This window comes from Photorhabdus noenieputensis, assembly GCF_018448935.1.
In the GTDB taxonomy this organism is placed as follows: Bacteria; Pseudomonadota; Gammaproteobacteria; order Enterobacterales; family Enterobacteriaceae; genus Photorhabdus; species Photorhabdus noenieputensis.
Genome location: NZ_RCWC01000006.1, coordinates 53,917 through 73,614, shown reverse-complemented (window position 1 = coordinate 73,614; position 19,698 = coordinate 53,917). Strand labels below are relative to the sequence as shown.

The window sequence follows — 19,698 nt, the reverse complement described above, 5'->3', positions numbered from 1 at the left end:
GATTGATTTTGTAGGTTCTAGTAAATATTAAGGTTACAGGAACATTAATGTTGTGGATAATGCGGATCTTACAAGAAATATTATCTTTTATTACCTGATGGAAAAGAATCTATACCTTTAAGTGAATGTTGGGATAATGTGTAAATTTCCTGAGAAAGGATAGATAATCATTGTATGTAACTATTAGATTATTATCTAAAGGATCTTGATATGCTTTCTCTGGAAGAGATTGGTCAATTAGTGAGGAACAATCTGCAATTAATCCTTGATTCTCAAGGGTTGCCATTAGTTGTAAGTTCTATCACTGATCAGGACTTTAAAATTCTCGCTGGTGGTTTTGGTGCATTGGAATGGGAGTTTGGTTTAACAGAATATGGAAATAATCCTGATAGGTTTGAATTTTGTGTGAAATTAGTGAATACAGCAATAGAAGTAGTTCCTTCTGGGGCGGCTCTTTGCTTGTATGGTGTCAATGATAAAATTTTCAGAATTCACATGATTGAAAGTTTTTCTAGAAATGATAAAAACCATCCTTTAACAGGGCGCATGGTTCTCCTTACCTTGATGTCTGCATATTTGTTTAGTGTGGCGGTAGAAGCTGAAGGTGTTTATATTATGGAACCTGTTTCAGAGTTGTGTGATTACTATGCGAGCTTTGGTTTTACAATGCATGAATGCGGATATATTATGGTTTCAGATGTTAATGGGCTACAGGCAACCTTTGATGAATTTGCAATGACGATATAAGATTTTGTTATGAAAATAATAGATGGGCCTGTTAGTGTGATATGACGATTATCCTTAATAAAGAGCGCTAGAGAGACTCCCTGAGAGGTACATATGAAAGAGCAAAGCGTATCCAAGAAAGAAGTCAGGTTCGATACACGAGGTGTATTTGCAAGAATGGGGGCGGCTGTTGATATTTTGAAGAAAGCAGCTCCAAACGCTTTTGAATGCAAGGTTGCATGTTGTGAACAGCAGGGAAAGTTGCGCGGTAGTAAAAAAGCGGTAGCATAAGTTTTTATAATATGTCTCTTTGGGGAGATAAGATTTTTGGCAGCAGGAAGTCAAATACAGTAAAGAGGTGATGATAATCCTGATTAGTGGGCATTAGTAATAGTGCCCTTTGTCGTTTATAAGCCTAAAATTTTTAGTTTCACATGATTTATTACATACGCCGCTTAATTGCGGTTCTTTTATTTCTATTAATTAGGTGAATTATGTCAAAACAATGGATAAGAGAATGCCACCTTATCGTTGTAGACAAAGATGGCGAAAAAGTAAATTTATCAGATCTGAAAATCACATTTAACATTAGCAGAACGGAATCTTCCAATCCTGCTACCGGTATTTTTACTATATATAACCTCAATAACGAAACCAGTAATAAATTACGTAAAAATGAATTTAAAAAGATCAAATTTGTGGCGGGTTACAAGGAGAACTCAGGACAAATATTCTCAGGCCAAATTCAGTACACATATGTAAAAAGAGACAACGCAATGGATACTTGTGTTGTGATTCATGCAGCGGACGGGGATGAAGCCCACAATTACTCGACCGTAAATACCACCATTGCGGCTGGATATTCGCAAGCAGATTTAGATCATTTGCTAATGCGTGATATTGCCAAATATGGCATTACGGCAGGTCTACGCCCTGAATTCAGTAAATCAGCATCACCCAGGGGAAAAGTACTTTTTGGCATGCACCGCAATGAAGTTTCTAATCTGGCAAAACAATGTGATGCTAATTGGCGCTATGAAGATAACAAGTTACATATTGTACCCAAAAATAAATACTTAACTGAAGCCATTGTCCTTACATCAAAAACAGGTCTTATTGGTATGCCTGAACAAACTATTGGCTCAGGTATTAACGTTAAATGCTTAATTAATCCGAATATCCGCCCGGGTGCATTAATCCGACTGGATAATCGCTCAATCAAACCAGTTGATCCGGCGACTAAACAAGCTGCTCAGTCTGGCGATCATAAGGATGCAAAAACACAACCGGCAATGTTGGACGCTGACGGTGATTACATTGCCTTCAATGTGGAGTACTCCGGCGATACCCGCGAAACAGAGTGGTACATGACAATAATGTGTATCGCCAAGAGTGATCATACTTTGCTGAATCAATCAACTCACAAGAAGGATAAGGCAGAGAGCGAATGATAAATACTGACGAACGACTCAATAGACCCGAAGCGGTCTTTTTTGCTATGCAAGAAGTGATTAGCGCCGGATTGTATGTCTCCTTGCCTTGCATTATTCAATCATTTGATGCTGATGCGGTAACTGTAACCGCGCAACCGGCCATTAGATGGAAAATCAGGCAAAAAGATGGGGAACTGGAATCGGTATCCTTACCGCTATTAGTGGATGTGCCGGTTATATTCCCAAGGGGAGGTGGCGTGACGTTAACCTTCCCGGTAAGAGCCGGTGATGAATGCTTAGTCGTATTTGCTGATCGTTGCATTGATTATTGGTGGCAATCTGGCGGTGTACAAGAGCCGGTGGACCCCAGGCAGCATAACCTATCCGATGGATTTGCGATTGTTGGCCCACAATCTCAGCAACAAAAAATAACTAATATCAGCACTCACGCCGCGCAACTGAGAAGTGATGATGGTACGGCGTATATCGAACTCGATCCCAACAGTCATAACATCACGGTTGTCACACCGACGAAGCTTACGGCTACTGCCAATGGCAGCACTGAAATCACTTCACCTGACATCATCCTAAATGGCAACGTCACCATTAACGGCAACTTATCACAGGGAATGGGCGCTGGTGGTGGCACCGCAACCATGCAAGGTCCTGTCACGGTGAGTCATGATGTGACAGCGGCAGGGATTAGCCTTAAAAACCATGTACATAGTGGTGTGCAATCAGGTGGCGGTAAGACGGGGAAACCTCAATGAGATATCGAAGAGAAATTGACAACGACTATGTATTTGGTCGTGGAGAGGCGGGTTTTCTTATCAATTCACCGGAAGCGGTCGCACAAGCGGTGAAAACTCGCTTGATGTTGCGTAGTGGAGAATGGTTTCTTGATGACCGGGAGGGGACAGATTACGACAGAGTATTGGGTAAAGGCACATCGGGTTTTTATGACCTGATTATTAGACAACGAATACTGCAAACGCCGGGTGTAGAGCACATTACCCAATACCGTAGTGCAAGAAACCCTGAAACAAGAAAAATCACCATTACAGCCACGATTGACACGATTTATGGCCAGACAGGAGTAACTGCTGATGTATGAAAGTATTATCAACACCATGTTACCTGCTATTGATAAAAATGGGATCAATGCTCCTGATTATCAAACCATCTTGAATAGCTGGAAGACGATATTCAGGGATATTTATGGGGACGATATTTACATCGAATCTGACAGTAAAGACGGTGTTTTTTTATCGCTGATAGCATACGTTATTCATGGTTGTAATAACGCAACCATTGCCTCCTATAACTCATTTAGCCCGACAACTGCGGTGGGTGAAGGACTTTCCCGCAATGTCAAAATCAACGGCATCACCAGAAAAAGCTCTAGTAACTCAACGGTGGATGTTTTGGTTACAGGTCGAGCGGGTACGGTTATTCGCAACGCTTCTGTCCGGGATGATGCGGGAAACGCCTGGTCGCTACCGGATGAAGTGATTATAGATACACACGGGCAGGCAATTGTGACGGCGGTTTGTCAAAAATCGGGCGCTATTGGCGCATTGCCTCACACGGTTAACCAAATTGCTACGCCGACATTGGGCTGGCAAACCGTGACGAACCCGGTTGCAGCTACACTTGGTCGGGGAATTGAAACCGATATAGAACTGAGAATACGGCAAGCGGTTTCCGTTGCGCTGCCTTCGCGAACCATCATGGATGGATTGGTGGGGGCAATTGCCAATTTGCATGGAGTTTCACGTTACCGGGGATATGACAACGACTCGGACAAAACGGATGAGAACGGCATACCCGCTCATAGCATTGCACTTGTCATTGATGGTGGAGACTCGAAAGAGATTGCCCGGACCATCTTGATAAAGAAAACTCCGGGTATACCGACATTTGGCACCACCTCTGAAACGATTACCGATGATTATGGCAATAAAAAAACGATTAACTTCTATCGTCCTACACTGGTGCCAATTTACGTTGAAATACACATTAAACCCTTTATCGGATATACATCAGATATTGGTAATAATATTCGTAATGAAATATCTAACTATATAAAATCCCTTTATATTGGTGATGGAATATATGTTACGCGCTTATTTGTACCGGCAAACTTATGTAACAAAAACGGTGGACAGACATATGAAGTATTATCTGTGACAGTGGGAAAATCAGCATCGACAACCGGAACGGCGAACATTGACATAGCTTTTAATCAAGCGCCGACGTGTTCACCTGAAAATATTAAAATAGTAACGGTGCTCGAATGAACAAATATATGAAGCTAATTCCTGCATATCACATGGAAGGTAAAAAATATGTCAGGATGCTTGAAGCTGTGACTGATATTTTCAACCAGAATGGGCTGACAACAGATTTACTAATTAGCAGTTTTGACCTTGATAAAGCGGTGGGCAAACAGCTTGATATTATTGGGGAATGGGTAGGAAGAAATCGCATGATCCAAACCCCAATTGAGTCCTATTACTTCTCCTTTGATATTGCTGACTTGGGGTTTGATAGTGGCATATGGAAAGGGCGATTTGACAGTGATAAAAGTTATATCAAACTGGATGATGATAATTATCGGGTTGTTATTAAAGCGAAAATAGGCGCGAATAACTGGGATGGAACGGCTGAGTCGTTTAATAACATCCTGAGTTTTATTCATTCAAATAATGGCCTATCTGTATCTTTCGAAGATAACTTGGATATGTCATTCACTGTGACTATAAAAGGTAAATCAATCAGTACGATTACTAAAGAAATCATCCATCAGGGTTATCTCTCGCTTAAACCTATGGGGATAACGGTTAATTACCATATAGTGGAGGGTTAGAAATGGCTAAAAATGAGTTTAAAGCATTTGCCATTGGTGAAAACGCGAATACTTTGTCACAAGAAGAATATGAAAGTTCAGATTTTATTGGGGAGGGTTTTAAATCAGGAATAGCAAGGAGTGAGCGCTTAAATAAAGTTTGGCGCCAATCTTCGGTTATTGCCGCGGTGATAGGGAAATATATTGCGGAAAAAACCGGTGAAGACGTTATGGATGATGGTGATTTGGAGAAACTCGTAGCACAATTGGATTTAGCATTAAAACATAAAATTACTACGGAAATCCCTGATGCTTCATTAACGCAGAAAGGTATATCGCAACTCAACAGCGTGACAAATTCGGACAGAGAAGATCAAGCGGCGACTCCGAAAGCGGTTCACGATGTTAGAAAAATCGCTGAGAGTAAATTGAGTGGTGTTTCTAATGCCTCATTGACTCAGAAGGGGGTTGTACAACTGAGTAGTGCGACAAATAGCACAAGTGAAACCTTAGCTGCGACGCCAAAGGCAATTAAGGAAGCATACGATTTTGCAAATACAGCAAACGTAGCAGCTAAAAATGCTCATGATGAAGCGAACAGGGCTACAGATAATGCTAATAGCAGATTGGCAAAAAACCAAAATGGAGCAGATATCCCTAATAAAAGTGAGTTTATAAAAAACCTTGGTTTAGTGGAAACCGTGAATTTGGCAAAAAGTGCCGTGCCAAATAGTCGGAAAATTAATGGGAAACCTTTGACTGGGGATGTCAGTTTGAATGCCGGGGATGTGGGGGCGATAAGTACTTATGAACTTGGATGGGTGGGTAATGGCGGAAAATTTCAGAATTTCTTAGCAACGGGTTTTTATCGAGTTACTGTATCAAATTTGTCAACTGTTTCAGATTTTCCTCCGAATTTGTACACATATGGATTTCTTGAAGTGCGGAATTCGTCCGGGGCGATAGCGCAGCAATACACATCACATCACGGCGAAGTCGCAATCCGTCAATCGTGGGATGCAGGAAAAAGTTGGCTTGGTTGGAACATTGTCTATTCAAGTGCAGTATTACCGCCTAAGCAGCACCCAGTTGGTGCTCCAATTCCGTGGCCGTTATCGAATGTGCCTGCTGGCTATCTCGCATGCAACGGTCAATCATTTAATAAATCTCTATATCCACAATTAGCTATAGCTTACCCATCAGGTGTGCTTCCTGATTTGCGCGGTGAATTTATCCGTGGTTGGGATGATGGGCGTGGTGTAGATCGTGGTCGTGGGGTTTTGTCATGGCAACCACAACAAGTTCAGTGGCACCAGCACCTTGGTGGTCACGGTGGTCGAGCGCAAGGAGCATTCGGTGTAACAAATCTAGCCGGCCATCCCGGCTCGTATCGTGATGATGCACAGCAAACTTTGCCGTTCACAAATAACGGCAGTGATTATCAGGGATTTACAAACAACGGTACTGTTGGCGCAGAAACACGACCCCGCAATATTGCATTTAACTACATAGTGAGAGCAGCATAATGACTGAACAAAAATATTCTTTAGAACCAGAAACAGCAATCTTAGGTAAAGATGGATTAGCAGAAAAAGCGGGCTGGCTGACAATCTACCATGCAGCGCCTCATTCAAGAGAATTTCTCGGCGCGACACCAGAATACCTGATGGAGGGGATAGGAATACCGGCCAGTTCCTATACAGATGCTCCGATACTTCCTGAATCCGGTTCTCTGGCTGTCAGGCGTACAGCAAACGGAAATCACTGGGAAATTGTACCCGATTACCGTGGAAAAACGGCTTACAATACACAAACTTGCTTACCGCAAGAAATCACTGAGCTGGGTGAACTACCAGAAATCCTGACATTCGAACAACCTACGACTCATTTTGATCGATGGGATGGCTCAAAGTGGGTGACTGACAAAGCGGCAATAAAACACAGTGAGATTGAGCAGGCAGAACAACTGCGTGACACACTGTGTACACAAGCTAATGAAACCATTACGTTGCTCCAATATGCCGTTGATACTGGATTGGCTTCGGAAGAGGAACAAACACTGTTACTTGAATGGAAAAAATATCTGGTATTACTGAACCGTATTGATACTTCATTGGCTCCTGATATTGAATGGCCAGAAATACCAAAATAAGTTAATCTCAGCTTTGTTTAAGGATAGCTATTTCAGAATTATGGAGTAACCAAATTCATTGCAATATCAGGGCCATTTGGCCCTGATATTGTTTTGGTTTTTTAGGTTGTCTAGTATCTGCACAACACATTCTATTCTGTAACTGTGATGAGATATTCAGTTTGAAATCGGATTACTGTATTTGATTTTTTCATTTTATTCACTAATAATCACTTGATCCCAGTAAATAGGAGTCGCTACTATCACAAAACTTCGGGTTCCAGTGGTACGGATAGTCAGCCAGTTATTACCCATCATAGTAAATACCGCTATCCTACCAATAGTCACTGGAATTGACACTGGGAAATACCAGCCTTTCTGCGACCATTCTCCAAATCTTATATAAACTAAACGTCCTAAAATATCGCTACTGGTACTTATTGTGGCATTGACCCCAGCCCAGCCAGACCAGATAACTGTCTCCTGTGTTCTGAGTACCCCAGTATTTTTTTGTAAATATCGAGAGTCAGATTCGGACTTTGTGTATGACTGCCCAGCTAGAGCGTAATTTCCCTTAAGTTGAAATCGCCCATCACATTCACCTGTGGTATACGCGCCGAGCTCGCCCGGTGACGGTTTGTTTACAGCGCTATAGACACGAATACTTGGATATTCATACATACCTCTACCGGAAATAGACCCTGTTGCATCCACATACCCATCCAAAACACCACCGGATTTTGGATATGCACTTTTTGCCAAATTCACGGTTTCCACTAAACCAATGTTTTCTATAATCCATTAACTCGCCACAATCCTTGCCAAAGCAGCTTTTAAAAAGCATTCAATGGGACTCAATATGGTAAAAATCGGACTGCTCTGAGTACCAATAAATAACCAAAATGATGATTGAAAAAGAAATATATTGACCTCGATGCAATTACGAACAACTATTGGGTGCTAAACATACAGAAAATCAGCATCACCTTGCGCTTTAACGCAAGTTCATTTGAGATAAATAAATTTACTTTGTGCGTATGCGTGCGTATGCTGATGTCAGGTTGGGAGGATATGAAATCAACTGACCTGATAAAAGAACTGACTGTCGTTGGATGCAAATTTAAAAAGCATGCGGAAGGAGTCACTAATAACTGGAAAGACATTCTTGGTTCCGCATCCCAAAAAAGATCTGCCTATCGGTATTGTTAAATCTATAAAGAAAATAGCGAGAGTTTAATCCCCGCTGACTTTGGAGGTCATCATGTTTTTCTCAGTAGGTATTGAGTTGCCGAAAGATGAAAATACCGCGTATGGTTTGGTTATTCCTGCGTTGTGTACCGAATATTATGGCTGTTTCTCTGCTGCTGATAGTAAAGAAGACATTGCGATAATGGCACGTGAAGCTATCTTGTTAACTGTTGAAGATATGGTTGCAAACAGTAGAGCCATTGAACAAATCAAGGACCCAGGCTATCTGGTTTATGCAAAAAACACAGAATATCAATACATTGATAGTTGGTTTGTTATTGATGTTGATTTATCTGAATTTTCCGGAAAGCAACTGCGTATTGATAATCGTGTCAAAGAAAGCCCGGCACAATATGACCAAAACAACCAAAGTAATTACAGGGCTGTTTGACCCGTAATTGACACAGATTACCTAAATCACTGCTAATACATAGTATATTTGCCGCCGAATAGCAGTGGCTTTATAACTATAAACAGTCTAATATGTCGTAGGAAACATTTGACATGTGTTGTATTTATCACTGTGAAAAATGGAGATTACCATCATTACAATCCATTTTAGATTTATATAGAGGTAGCATCATTGAATATTCTAAACATAACGACTCATTTTTCAGGATGGTCAGAGGCGGGGGAATCTGAATACCGTTATTGTTATAAAAAGTTTGGCGGCAATTTTTCAACGCACCCTGATGTCCTTAATTATTTGCACTCACACGCAGAATGTAGAGAACGATTCTTTGTGAGAACTAATGGGAATGGTGAGCTTACAGGAGCCTTATGTGTATGGCACAATAAATATCTGGCTAATGATTATTTCACTTCCGAAATTACTAAACATCTCAATTTGCCTGTGCCAAAAGATGAGTTAATTTTGCCTTTATCTACTGAGAAAAAAAGCTTACTTCCTTTTAAAGGTAAAATTATATCAGAGATAAACGCAAGCTCGATTATGAATGTTACTTACAAATTGAATGCCAGACGACAAATTTGTTTGGCAAAGAATCCAGAGATGATGTCATCCAGTACGAAAAACTCAAGGAAAAGAGAAGTTAGACGATTCCTTGAGCAAGGAGGAGAGATAATAGACCAACGTGAATATAGTGCCTCTGAATTAGTAGATATTTATTTTGAACTCTTCAAGATTCGCAGGGGTGTATATCCAGGTCAAAGAGAAGAAAATATAAAATTCATCCAAAAGTTTCGTAGTATGGTGTTTGGTAGTATCCTTTTTTATCAAGGGAAACCAGCAGCATTTCAGCTAATAATGAAATCAGATAATCCAAAATGGTCAACTTTTGATTACATAAATATTGGGTTAAATACAGAATTAGCCAAATTGTCTGTAGGAACTATAATAATGTGGCTGAACACGCAAAATGCATGGAGAAAATGTAACGAAGAAAATAAGGCAATGCGTTTTTCATTTGGAAAACCTACTTACAAATATAAAGATCGCTGGTGTATCAGAGAAAGCGTTGGTCGATTAATTTTTCCATAGTAATTCTGCCCTTAAATAGGGCAGTAATTATTAGTATCATATATTCCGATATCAATTCATCAGCTTTACATGTTAATTTTCTATGTTTATTGCGGCTTTGGAACCTATATTAGTTGTTGTTCCGGAAATAGAATGGGAATGAACGCCAATGCCAATACTCATAGTATGTGTGTGCGCACTGGTGACCATATTAATAGAACTACATAGCCATAAAATTTCAAGCAATACAGAAAATGTTGGTGCAAATACAGTGATTACAATTATTAATTCTTATGTTAAATCGATAAATTAGAATAGAAAAATTATGATTAAGGCTATGCTATGCATAGCCTTCTTTTTATAATTTCAGTAATTTCTTTTTAAAACTAAACCTCACGCTCGGATCGATAAAAAAGGAGAATTTATTTGTATTTTTGATTATAGCTTTAAGAGATAATTTCTTCTCAGAAGATAGTATGTTTCTGTTCTTTAAAAGATGTTCAATAGCATGGGTTGCAACAATGTTTTGATATTTATCACCAAATTTATTATTCATATATGAAATTACATCAGCCATAATATCAGCTTTCTGATTAGTAATATTATTTGATAGGCTATCATTACGCTTTATATAATTATAAAATACAGAATTTGTTATATAGATATTACTACTTTTTTGCAATAAATCAGGAAATATAAATGCATCTTCATAACATGAAATTTCAGGGATCTTTAGGTTATTAAATAATTTTTTGCTAAAAAATTTACTACATAAATGCGCTTGGAACTTTTTATGAATTAAGAATTCTTGTATAGCTTTGTGCTGTGTCAACTTTGTTGATGATGCAAAAATTGATTTTTCTATGTAGTCAGAGCCTTTTTTCACATCATTAATCCTAGATATTAGAATGTCAACTTCATTTGACACTAAGAATCCTATCACTTGGTTTACGTCAAATGTAGGTAAAGTATCATCTCCATCAATAAATGTTATATATTGACCATTGCAGTTTTGTATGGCGTAGTTTCTTACCTTTCCTATATTCCCAAATTCAGTTCTAATATACTTAGAAGATTTTACTGAATTGGAAAAGTCCATCATGATATTAGATGTGTTATCGGTTGACTTATCATCTATCAATATGATTTCTATATCATTAGAATATGTCTCAATACATTTCTGAATGCTAGTTAAACATTTAGAAATAAATGGCTCAAAATTGTGTGCAGTAACAATAATAGATAATATATATTTCATAGTAGTTCTCCATCGTGCTTTATAATATTACAGTACTGACTTTATTTTTTTTCTATTTGTTAAATATAAAAATCTAGAATATATTTTTAGAAAAAGACCTAATAAGTCATTAGTATTAGCTCTGGAATATAATTTGAATTTTTTTGCTATGTGAATTTTTTGAATATTATTTTTACATTTGACCGGTAAAGAAATATTTATTTTATTTATCATGGTTTTTAATATATTATTTAAATAAATAACTTCATTTGATGATAGTTTTTCTGAAGAGTTTATTTTTATAATATTTTCAATGTCAATATCAATGCCTAATGCACGTGTTAATTTAAGTTTAGATTTTGCAGCATAAGATTCTTGCTCACTAAAATATTCATTTCTGTTTCTATTTGGATGTGTTCTATACTTCAACAATATATCAGGTAAATTGATAAACTTATGATTATTATTAATTGAAGTTAAAAATAATTCCGTCCATAGCCCATAATCTTGTGCTTTTTCATAACTTTCAGGATAGATTATACCTAATTTTAGTAAAATATCTTTTCGAATCATCACAGTAGGATGGTAAAATGGGCAATCGAATGCAATGCTTGAAATTATTTCTTCATGGCTCAGAGGAGGAACTTTATTTCTAAGTTCTTCATATGTTCTCATTGATGTTCCACAAACAATAGTATTAGGGTGTTTACTCATATATCTATATTGTGTTAATAGCCTATCTGGATATGAATAATCATCAGCATCCATTCTGGCAATAAAGTTACCTTTTGCTTCTGATATCGCAATATTTAGTGAGCGAGCCAGTCCCATATTTTTGACATTATTAATTATCTTTATTCTTTTGTCTTTAACAGCAAACTCTGAAAGTATATTGGAAGTTTTGTCAGTTGAAGCATCGTTAACTATGATGAATTCATAATCTTTAAGCGTTTGTTCTAAAATGGAATTTATCGCTTCAGATAGGAATTCTTCTCCATTAAAAACGGACATTATTACGGATATCGTTGGTTCTTTATGTGACATATTTTATCTTACTATGTTAAAATCAATTAAATTGGCTGTCTGTCATTTAAATCAAGCTTAATAAGCTCACCAATTATTTCATCTATGTTATCACGCTTTTCATTATTAAATTCTTCATCCATAAGTTTAGCTTATTAATTGCATCATTGATGTTTAATTGATCTTTATTTTTGCATATTATGTTATAACCCGCACCATGATTACACTTCATTATGAATTCTTTAGGCAATTTACTCCAATTTATTTCACTAGAATTATCCCAAATACCATAAATTGGTGTTAATATTTCTTGGCAGTTTCTTTCTTCGATGTAATTTCTTACAGTAAACTTATCAGCAAAAATAGTAACAAATTTACTATCTTTGTATTTATTCAGTTTAAGCCATTGTAATTTATCATTAAATGTAGTTGATTTTTTCAAATCAAGTTTATTTTCCGACCTGTTTTTATAAATTGATTTGGTTACATATTCCGGGAAAACACCACATCCATGATAAATTAATTTTTTTCTCAAAATTTTTAGATATTTATTCATATAAAACATAGTCCTGTACCATAATGATGCATTTAGAAAAACGATATTTTGTTCCTTCATGAAATTCAAGGGTAAATAATTTAACAAATTTTCCCACATAAGCTCCTGTATCTTAGATGCTTCCGAGGTTCTCCTTTCTTATTTTTAAATACACGAGATTGAGGTGATAGAAGCTGATGTGTATACATATTCTAGTTCATTCACTGCTTTGATATCCTTATGCGTCGCCACTCTGAGGTTGATGGGCAAGTTGAACTGATACAGCTATCTTAAATCAAAATTGCTTTTATTCCTAATAATTAATGAATAATATCTGTTCTAATGATACTACCTTTCTACGACTTTTTATTTTACTCTAACGTATTGTTGTACAATAAATTTTTTCCAAAGTCAAAAATCTCATATATAAGTGTATTAAATATTCGTTGAACATTCCCTATGGTATCGATGATAAGTGGGATGGTAAAGTTTAACTACTTCTGGTGGGGTAATTCCCTGTCATTCAGCTAACTGCGAACTATTATACCTGCTTTCTGTTTCATTCTTGGAGTTAGTTCGTAAAGCACCTCTTCCTGTTTATCCGTTTTATAAATGGTCTAAACTTCTGAGGGATGAGAAGTCTTCCCCCCCTTGCTTCCAAAAATAGAATACCTTTAACTTTCATCTGTCAGTTACTCTAATCTTTACTAAGCATGAGCCTTCGGGCGAAATCACATATCAACTAAAACAGCGTCAATTGAGTGTAACACTAGGCGCATCCGTGTGCTTAGTATTAGCTGAGTTCATGTCTTGCTGCTTCTGCTAAAAAGTGACTTTGGTCTCGATATTGTGCCAGGCTTTCTTTGACACAATTATCAATATATTGAATGAACGTATCAGGCAGTGAAATATTCATAGGCTGCTACTTTCCCGAAAATTCAGACAAATCAACGTCGATAACAAACCAGTTATTAATGTATTGATATTCTGTGTTTTTTGCATAAACCAGCATCCTGAATGTGTCCAATTTCGCTACTATTTACGATCATATCTTATACTGTCAACAAGATAACCTCACGAGCCATTATCGCAATGTTCTTTATGATCAGCGGCAGAAAAACAGCCATAATCTTTGGTACACAGCGCAGGAATGACCAAAGCATACTCTGTGTTTTCATCTTTCGGCAACTCAATACCTACTGAGAAAAACATGATGACCTCCAAAATTGGCGGGGATTAAACTCTCGCCATTTTCTTTACAGATTTGACAATACAGATAGGCAGGATCTTTTTTGGGATATGGAATCGGGAATGTCTTTCCGGTTATTGGTGACTCCTTCCGCATGATTTCTAAGTTCGCATCCAACGACAATCAGCTCTTTTATCAGGTCAGTCGATTTCATATCTTCCCAATCCGGCATCAACATATGCACGCATACACACAAAGTAACTTTATTTATCTCAAATGAACTTACGTCAAAACGCAAAGTGATGCTAATTTTCTGTATGTTTTCCATTCAGGCGTTGTTCGTAATTACATCACGGTCAATATATTTCTTTCTCAATCATCATTATTGGTTATTCATTAATATCCAGATTCACCCGATTTTTACTATATTGCATCCCATTGAATGCTTTTTAAAAGCTGCTTTGACAAAGATTGCCGTCAGTTGATTGCTGTTCTTCTATTTTGACGGCAACGGATTTTACGGGTTGCTGAACCGCCATCCAGATAGCCCGGGCATCCATTACATCATTCTTGTTGCCCATCACAAATGCCTTAACGAATTTTCCCTTGAGCAACCTGACCTGATGTCCTAGCTTCTGGAGCTCACGTGCCCAGCGCTGAGCACCTTCGCACACTTCCATGCCGATAAAGACAGAGTTTCCGATGACTGAAATAGGTCAGGAATGCCCCCGCTTAATTTGCTTGTCAACAATTTCACCGGTGTTCTCATCAATGAAATGCGCCTGTATAAGATGTTTTGCAATATCGACGCTTACAGGGGGATATTTCATCTTGTGGTTCCTTCAATCAACAGGAAGCTTTATGCATCCCATATTGGGCACAATGATGCAGGGAATCTACGAGGAATCACACTCACCCGCCTAAATCTTCTCCATTGTTACAAGTTGGGATGCGTTCATTACATTTTTCCTTTTGCGAGAAAGATGGCTACTACAGAAACTGACCACACTTCTTTAAAAATACACTTGTTAGTCGAATCCGCCTGTTTGAGAATTTATAGAAATTTTTTTAAAGAAGAGATGTGTTTTTTGTATTTGTTCTAATGTTTTCAGATTTAGGAGTATAACATATCGAATCTGATGAAATATTCTTGTTAATAAAAGACATCGCGCCAATCAATACATTATCACCAATGGTAATATAGTTTCCAATAATACAAACATTTGCACCTACAGTAACATTATCACCTATGGTAACACCACCATCATTATAAGTAGATTGCACACCAATAGTAGTATTCTGTCTTACTTTAAAGTTTTCTCCGATAATTGCTCTATTAGTTATTACTAGTCCAACATAGTGAGATATGCTCAGTCCTACGCCAATGTGAGCACCAAGGCCAATATCGCAACCGTATTTAGATCTTAGCTTGTTATTTATATATTCTGCTAATTTGGGATTTTTATTAGACAAATAAAGATAATTAGCAATTCGCCACCAGAAGTTGAATCTCCTTTTAGGGTATTGCCATGTACGCCGTATTGCTCTGCCCCAAGTGAATTTTTTTATATCAGAACATACCACTTCTACCATCAGACAACGTTTTAAGTGTTCAATGCTAGAATAGTTGTACTTATCCATAATATTCTCCAATAATTCGTGGTGAGTATACAAACATCAATCCTATTTAAATAGCTCAATCATAGCTGATCACGCCCAAACTCTAAAAGCTCCCCTTTACTCTAAAGTAAATCTACATATTTTGATAAAAAATGCAGCATGGAAATTTTATCATCAAATGACGCACTGTTGCAATTTGCACGACACGCTGCAACGGCAAAACACTGGATGTTCTAGATGAATACTACGGTACATTTACACAAGTATATACCCGTTATCTTTCAAGTTGCCTCTCTGTTGGCTGCATTCGCTCACCCCGGTCACATAGTTATCTATGCTCCCGGGGATTCTCTCCCTTGCTGTCGCGATGTATCTTGAAATCCATTGGGTATATATGTCGAGTTAATTACATTTTTTCTATTTAAAGAAGATATAAATTTTGATTTAATAGGCAATACAAATTTAACTTACGGAGAAGCGGGGATGATTAATTCGTCATTAGGAATAGCTATACGGATATATTTTGATAATGGAGTACAAGGATCATTTGCAAAGAACCTCTCTCCCCATGCACATATAGCGGCGGTCAATAACCTATTAAAATCCCTCTGTACATAGTACTTTTCATCACATTTAAAGTGTTTATGAATGAAATCTAAAACAACTGGATGTGCTGCCAGTTCTCCACCGTACATATGGTAACATTCACAATAATCGTCAATGCTAGTTTCTTCCCATCCAACTAGAGATAGTAATGTTTTCATCTAAATTTTTTATCCATTAAATAGTTCATAATATAAAGATTCATTCAGGAATTTTATCTTCCGGTAATGAGCTATATTTCATGACTTTATTATTAAAGTTCAGAACATCATCTTGGTTTTCACATATTTCATGTGACAACATTTTACAATTTTCAGGTATTGTAGACTCTTTAATACCCGTCCACTCTGAAAATAGGGTTAAGAAATTCATTGAATTTCGTTGAACGTTAAGGATATTACGTGATGTATCATTGTAAGATGTAATAAACATAGGAACCTGATAATTTTGCTTATATTTATCATTATGAGCAAGCCTCATCTTCTTACTATCTTTCTCAAAGAAAGATACTCCGTGATCAGCAAAATACATCAAAGACCAACTCTTCTCATTTTTCTGTGCTTCATCAGTAATTATTGATAACAAGTCATCAGTGTTTTTAATACTCTGTATATAGCAAGAGACTTGTTCTGACTTAAAGAATACCTTGTATTCATAATTTGTTCTGATACAAGCGGGGGAGTGAGAACCCATTAAATGGATAACAATTAGCTTCTTTTCTTTCTTATCCTCTAAGGCTTTTTTCACAATTGGTATTATATTTGTGTCAGGCATATTTCTGTTAAGACCAGAACTGGATTCACCTTTTTTAATAAATAATGGAGAATCAGCCCTTGCTCCCATGCTAGCAACCGGAGTATCAAATACCCCCATAGAACCTTGATTTGATATCCAGTAGGTATAAAAACCAGCTTTTTTCGCCAATGTAACAATATTATTGCTTAAAATATTTTTACCATCTTCGACCATTGCCAGTGAGTTTGCCAATGATATCTGGGTTGATGGACCTGCTGAGATATAGTTTGTAAAAAGCGTTCCATTAGCAGTGCTCATAAAAGGAGTATTGTGTATCGGGAATCCATATGCATTCATAAAATCTCTACGTACACTTTCTCCAATCACAACAATGTAGGTGCTATATTTTAGCTCTGTCGATACCGTTCCCCACGTATCTTTCTCACTTAGTATTTGTTGCATTTTTTTATATTCACTTTTTACCCTTATAAAGTTGGTAGTAACATCTTTAACCGCTCTAATTTCAGGAAGTCTAGAGTCAAGGATATTGAATTCCTCACCCTGTATAAAAGCTTTTAAAGGATGGTGTATTACCGTAATTAATGCAAAAGAGAATAGAAAAATGTTAATATTTCTATGTAAATTAATATTTACTTTCAGAGAGAACAAACAAGAGATCAGGATAAACGTACTAAAAAGATAATATTCAACTGGAATAGAAGAGATAAATTCACTAGCTTCTTGTTCGTTTGTATAGAATAACGAAAGAATTGAGTTGAAGTTTGGTGATCCATATGTAAGCCCGATAGGGGCATAAACGAGTGTTGCTATACCAAGAACGATAAGCAGGGTCCTGTAAACCACAGTTACCTTGTTTAGCAATAGAAAAATAAAGAATATAGCGAATACATACGCTATTTTTAAGCGATAACCTAAAGCCATATGAGCTAAGAGGCAAAAAATGAAGAGTGCAAAAACTGGTAATAGCTTGATTAGGTGGTTTTTTGTAAATTTCATATTTATCTATCAATAGGACATCGTGTAATGGTAAAACGTAGTTTAGCGTTCGAAAAATAAGAAAAACGGAGATTCAAATTCTTCATCAAACCGAAATTTCGGTTAATATTATACTATGTATTTTTCATCATGTGAACAAAATAAATCTTGGCTACAATGGAAAGCAGAATACTTTATCCATAATATAAATGGACTGGCATAGCATAGAAGCACCTTTACAATTTCCCAGTATAGAAAAATACGCGTAATACTATATGATGATAAGTCATAGTAGCAGATAGAGTAAACTAAATAGCTTTTAAACACATGAATAATTAAATTTTACCGTATTTAGTCCTATTGAATGTTTTGAAAAACTGGTTAAAAAAATCTTATCAATTACCCACTCTTTCCATCCCGTTTATCATTGATACCATAAGGAATGGCTAGCAAATATTTGAGACTCTCATGAGAAATGGAAATCAGCTCTGAGATGGAAGAAGATTGTGGCCGTGGAAGTAGAGACTGTTGAGGTTACGAAGTGTGGGATTAATTACTCTAATTGGGCTTTTTTAAGTGTTGATGGCAGGACGATCTAACAAACAGAATCTGATATGCTACTTATGAATAAAACTTGTTTAACTTCTGAAAGTAGAAAACGATACCCAAGAAAATTCATTATGTATGGGTTGATAACCAACCAAAATCCGAGCTGATACTCAAATGCATTGAAAGCTGGAAGAAACACCCTCCTGATTATGAGATAATCGAATGGAATAACGAGAAATTTGAAAAAATAAAAAACAAATATTCAGAGCAAGCCTACCAAAACAGAAAATGGGCTTTTGTTTCTGACTACATTAGACTTTACGCATTGTATCATGAAGGCGGCATCTACTTAGATACTGATGTGGAGGTTACCAATAATCTAGATCAATTTCTTCATCTGAATTTTTTTAGTGGTTATGAGATTTATCATGGCAATGTCTTACCGATTACATCCGCAACTATAGGAGCTAAAGCTGGTAATTCTATCATTGCTGATTTGTTAAGTTATTATGAAAATGCTGAATTTGAAACCTCAAGTGGTCTTGACTTAGAGACAAATACAGTTCGCATTAGTCGTTATTTCTCTAAAAAGTTCGGGCTTCAAACACCTTATGATGGCTCTTTCACAACCCAGCTAAATGATAGATCAATTAGTTATCCATCATATTACCTCTGTACTCCAGCACATGAACTAGAGAACTTTTCAGTCCATTTGCTTAGTGGCTCTTGGTGCCCACCTCACTCTCGTAAGGATAAATTAAAATTTTTTAATAAACTTGGATTCATATAATAAGTGCAGCACCCATCATTCGGGCTTTGCGTTCATATGACAGTGTAAAGGATTCATAAACATGGCATCAATTGAATGCTTTTTAAACTATGGCGCATCCATGCACCATAGTGTTACCTAAGTTCATGTCTTGCTGCTTCAGCTAAAAAGTGACTTCTATCTCTATATTGTGTCGGACTTTCTTTAACGCGATTATCAATACGCTGAATAAGTGTATCGGGTAATGAGATATTAATACGCTGTTGCTTTCCGGAAAATTCAGATAAATCAACATCAATAACAAACCAACTATCAACATATTGATATTCTGTATTTTTTACATAAACCAGATAACCAGGGTCCTTAATTTGTTCAATAGCTCTACTGTTTGCGATCATATCTTCAACCGTTAACAAGATAGCTTCACGTGCCATTATCGCAATGTCTTCTTTATTATCAGCAGCAGAAAAACAGCCATAATTTTCGGTACACAGCGCAGGAATAACTAGACCATACGCGGTGTTTTCATCTTTCGGCAACTCAACACCTACTGAAAAAAACATGATGACCTCCAAA

The 19,698-nt window shown here is 37.0% G+C and carries 21 protein-coding genes and 4 pseudogenes; 13 read left to right on the top strand and 12 right to left on the bottom strand.

Annotation, left to right across the window (positions count from 1 at the left end):
* The first annotated feature begins 210 nt into the window (after positions 1 to 210).
* The 9 genes from EAE91_RS06690 to EAE91_RS06650 all read left to right on the top strand — a co-directional run bounded on the left by EAE91_RS06690 (position 211) and on the right by EAE91_RS06650 (position 7,159).
* Positions 211 to 747 carry a hypothetical protein gene (locus tag EAE91_RS06690; RefSeq protein ID WP_214087802.1) on the top strand — a complete coding sequence of 179 codons (537 nt, stop codon included), beginning with the start codon at positions 211 to 213 and terminating at the stop codon, positions 745 to 747.
* A 93-nt stretch (positions 748 to 840) separates the two neighbouring features.
* Positions 841 to 1,017, top strand: coding sequence for a hypothetical protein (locus EAE91_RS06685; RefSeq protein ID WP_214087801.1), 177 nt, complete (start codon positions 841 to 843; stop codon positions 1,015 to 1,017).
* Between the two features lie 203 nt (positions 1,018 to 1,220).
* A complete protein-coding gene (locus tag EAE91_RS06680) occupies positions 1,221 to 2,177 on the top strand; it encodes a phage protein (RefSeq protein WP_214087800.1) in 957 nt (318 codons plus the stop codon).
* Complete coding sequence (locus EAE91_RS06675) at positions 2,174 to 2,929, top strand: phage baseplate assembly protein V (RefSeq protein ID WP_214087799.1); 756 nt, start codon at positions 2,174 to 2,176, stop codon at positions 2,927 to 2,929. Before EAE91_RS06680 ends, EAE91_RS06675 begins: the two co-directional genes overlap by 4 nt.
* Positions 2,926 to 3,273, top strand: a complete 348-nt coding sequence (locus EAE91_RS06670; RefSeq protein WP_214087798.1) for a contractile injection system sheath initiator — start codon at positions 2,926 to 2,928, stop codon at positions 3,271 to 3,273. Before EAE91_RS06675 ends, EAE91_RS06670 begins: the two co-directional genes overlap by 4 nt.
* On the top strand, positions 3,266 to 4,459 hold the full coding sequence (locus EAE91_RS06665; RefSeq protein ID WP_214087797.1) for a baseplate J/gp47 family protein: 1,194 nt from the start codon (positions 3,266 to 3,268) through the stop codon (positions 4,457 to 4,459). The genes EAE91_RS06670 and EAE91_RS06665 overlap by 8 nt, the downstream gene beginning before the upstream one ends.
* On the top strand, positions 4,456 to 5,028 hold the full coding sequence (locus tag EAE91_RS06660; RefSeq protein WP_214087796.1) for a DUF2612 domain-containing protein: 573 nt from the start codon (positions 4,456 to 4,458) through the stop codon (positions 5,026 to 5,028). Before EAE91_RS06665 ends, EAE91_RS06660 begins: the two co-directional genes overlap by 4 nt.
* Before the next feature lie 2 nt (positions 5,029 to 5,030).
* A complete protein-coding gene (locus EAE91_RS06655; RefSeq protein ID WP_214087795.1) occupies positions 5,031 to 6,533 on the top strand; it encodes a tail fiber protein in 1,503 nt (500 codons plus the stop codon).
* On the top strand, positions 6,533 to 7,159 hold the full coding sequence (locus EAE91_RS06650; RefSeq protein WP_214087794.1) for a tail fiber assembly protein: 627 nt from the start codon (positions 6,533 to 6,535) through the stop codon (positions 7,157 to 7,159). The genes EAE91_RS06655 and EAE91_RS06650 overlap by 1 nt, the downstream gene beginning before the upstream one ends.
* Before the next feature lie 195 nt (positions 7,160 to 7,354).
* On the opposite strand, the gene EAE91_RS06645 is transcribed toward EAE91_RS06650, so the two are convergent.
* Positions 7,355 to 7,900, bottom strand: coding sequence for a hypothetical protein (locus EAE91_RS06645; protein ID WP_214087793.1), 546 nt, complete (start codon positions 7,898 to 7,900; stop codon positions 7,355 to 7,357).
* 309 nt (positions 7,901 to 8,209) lie between these two features.
* On the opposite strand from EAE91_RS06645, the pseudogene EAE91_RS24100 reads away from it, so the two are divergent.
* The 3 genes and pseudogenes from EAE91_RS24100 (at position 8,210) to EAE91_RS06635 (ending at position 9,887) form a co-directional block, all read left to right on the top strand.
* Positions 8,210 to 8,375, top strand: a pseudogene (locus tag EAE91_RS24100) (type II toxin-antitoxin system HicA family toxin).
* A 24-nt stretch (positions 8,376 to 8,399) separates the two neighbouring features.
* Positions 8,400 to 8,777 (top strand): type II toxin-antitoxin system HicB family antitoxin, encoded by a 378-nt coding sequence (locus EAE91_RS06640; RefSeq protein ID WP_214087792.1) that lies wholly within the window; start codon positions 8,400 to 8,402, stop codon positions 8,775 to 8,777.
* A gap of 192 nt (positions 8,778 to 8,969) precedes the next feature.
* Positions 8,970 to 9,887 (top strand): GNAT family N-acetyltransferase, encoded by a 918-nt coding sequence (locus tag EAE91_RS06635; RefSeq protein WP_214087791.1) that lies wholly within the window; start codon positions 8,970 to 8,972, stop codon positions 9,885 to 9,887.
* A 72-nt stretch (positions 9,888 to 9,959) separates the two neighbouring features.
* Here EAE91_RS06635 and EAE91_RS24940 read toward each other — a convergent pair whose 3' ends face one another.
* The 10 genes and pseudogenes from EAE91_RS24940 to EAE91_RS06585 all read right to left on the bottom strand — a co-directional run bounded on the left by EAE91_RS24940 (position 9,960) and on the right by EAE91_RS06585 (position 17,825).
* A complete protein-coding gene (locus EAE91_RS24940; RefSeq protein WP_214087790.1) occupies positions 9,960 to 10,049 on the bottom strand; it encodes a hypothetical protein in 90 nt (29 codons plus the stop codon).
* A 175-nt stretch (positions 10,050 to 10,224) separates the two neighbouring features.
* Positions 10,225 to 11,124, bottom strand: coding sequence for a glycosyltransferase family 2 protein (locus EAE91_RS06625; protein WP_214087789.1), 900 nt, complete (start codon positions 11,122 to 11,124; stop codon positions 10,225 to 10,227).
* 27 nt (positions 11,125 to 11,151) lie between these two features.
* Complete coding sequence (locus EAE91_RS06620; RefSeq protein WP_214087788.1) at positions 11,152 to 12,147, bottom strand: glycosyltransferase family 2 protein; 996 nt, start codon at positions 12,145 to 12,147, stop codon at positions 11,152 to 11,154.
* An 82-nt stretch (positions 12,148 to 12,229) separates the two neighbouring features.
* Positions 12,230 to 12,682 carry an ATP-grasp fold amidoligase family protein gene (locus EAE91_RS06615; protein WP_214087787.1) on the bottom strand — a complete coding sequence of 151 codons (453 nt, stop codon included), beginning with the start codon at positions 12,680 to 12,682 and terminating at the stop codon, positions 12,230 to 12,232.
* A 772-nt stretch (positions 12,683 to 13,454) separates the two neighbouring features.
* Positions 13,455 to 13,873, bottom strand: a pseudogene (locus tag EAE91_RS06610) (type II toxin-antitoxin system HicB family antitoxin).
* Positions 13,874 to 13,897: 24 nt separating this feature from the next.
* Positions 13,898 to 14,064 (bottom strand): annotated as a pseudogene (locus tag EAE91_RS06605) (type II toxin-antitoxin system HicA family toxin).
* Positions 14,065 to 14,332: 268 nt separating this feature from the next.
* A pseudogene (locus EAE91_RS06600) lies at positions 14,333 to 14,680 on the bottom strand (IS110 family transposase); the annotation flags it as partial.
* Between the two features lie 238 nt (positions 14,681 to 14,918).
* The gene (locus tag EAE91_RS06595) at positions 14,919 to 15,491 is read right to left on the bottom strand and encodes a serine O-acetyltransferase (protein WP_214087786.1); all 573 of its coding nucleotides are present in this window, start codon (positions 15,489 to 15,491) and stop codon (positions 14,919 to 14,921) included.
* Between the two features lie 446 nt (positions 15,492 to 15,937).
* A complete protein-coding gene (locus EAE91_RS06590; protein WP_214087785.1) occupies positions 15,938 to 16,234 on the bottom strand; it encodes a GNAT family protein in 297 nt (98 codons plus the stop codon).
* 40 nt (positions 16,235 to 16,274) lie between these two features.
* The gene (locus tag EAE91_RS06585; protein ID WP_214087784.1) at positions 16,275 to 17,825 is read right to left on the bottom strand and encodes a phosphoethanolamine transferase; all 1,551 of its coding nucleotides are present in this window, start codon (positions 17,823 to 17,825) and stop codon (positions 16,275 to 16,277) included.
* A 640-nt stretch (positions 17,826 to 18,465) separates the two neighbouring features.
* Here EAE91_RS06585 and EAE91_RS06580 point away from each other — a divergent pair.
* A complete protein-coding gene (locus tag EAE91_RS06580; protein ID WP_214087875.1) occupies positions 18,466 to 19,143 on the top strand; it encodes a glycosyltransferase family 32 protein in 678 nt (225 codons plus the stop codon).
* 113 nt (positions 19,144 to 19,256) lie between these two features.
* On the opposite strand, the gene EAE91_RS06575 is transcribed toward EAE91_RS06580, so the two are convergent.
* On the bottom strand, positions 19,257 to 19,685 hold the full coding sequence (locus EAE91_RS06575; protein WP_214087783.1) for a type II toxin-antitoxin system HicB family antitoxin: 429 nt from the start codon (positions 19,683 to 19,685) through the stop codon (positions 19,257 to 19,259).
* Positions 19,686 to 19,698 lie beyond the last annotated feature (13 nt).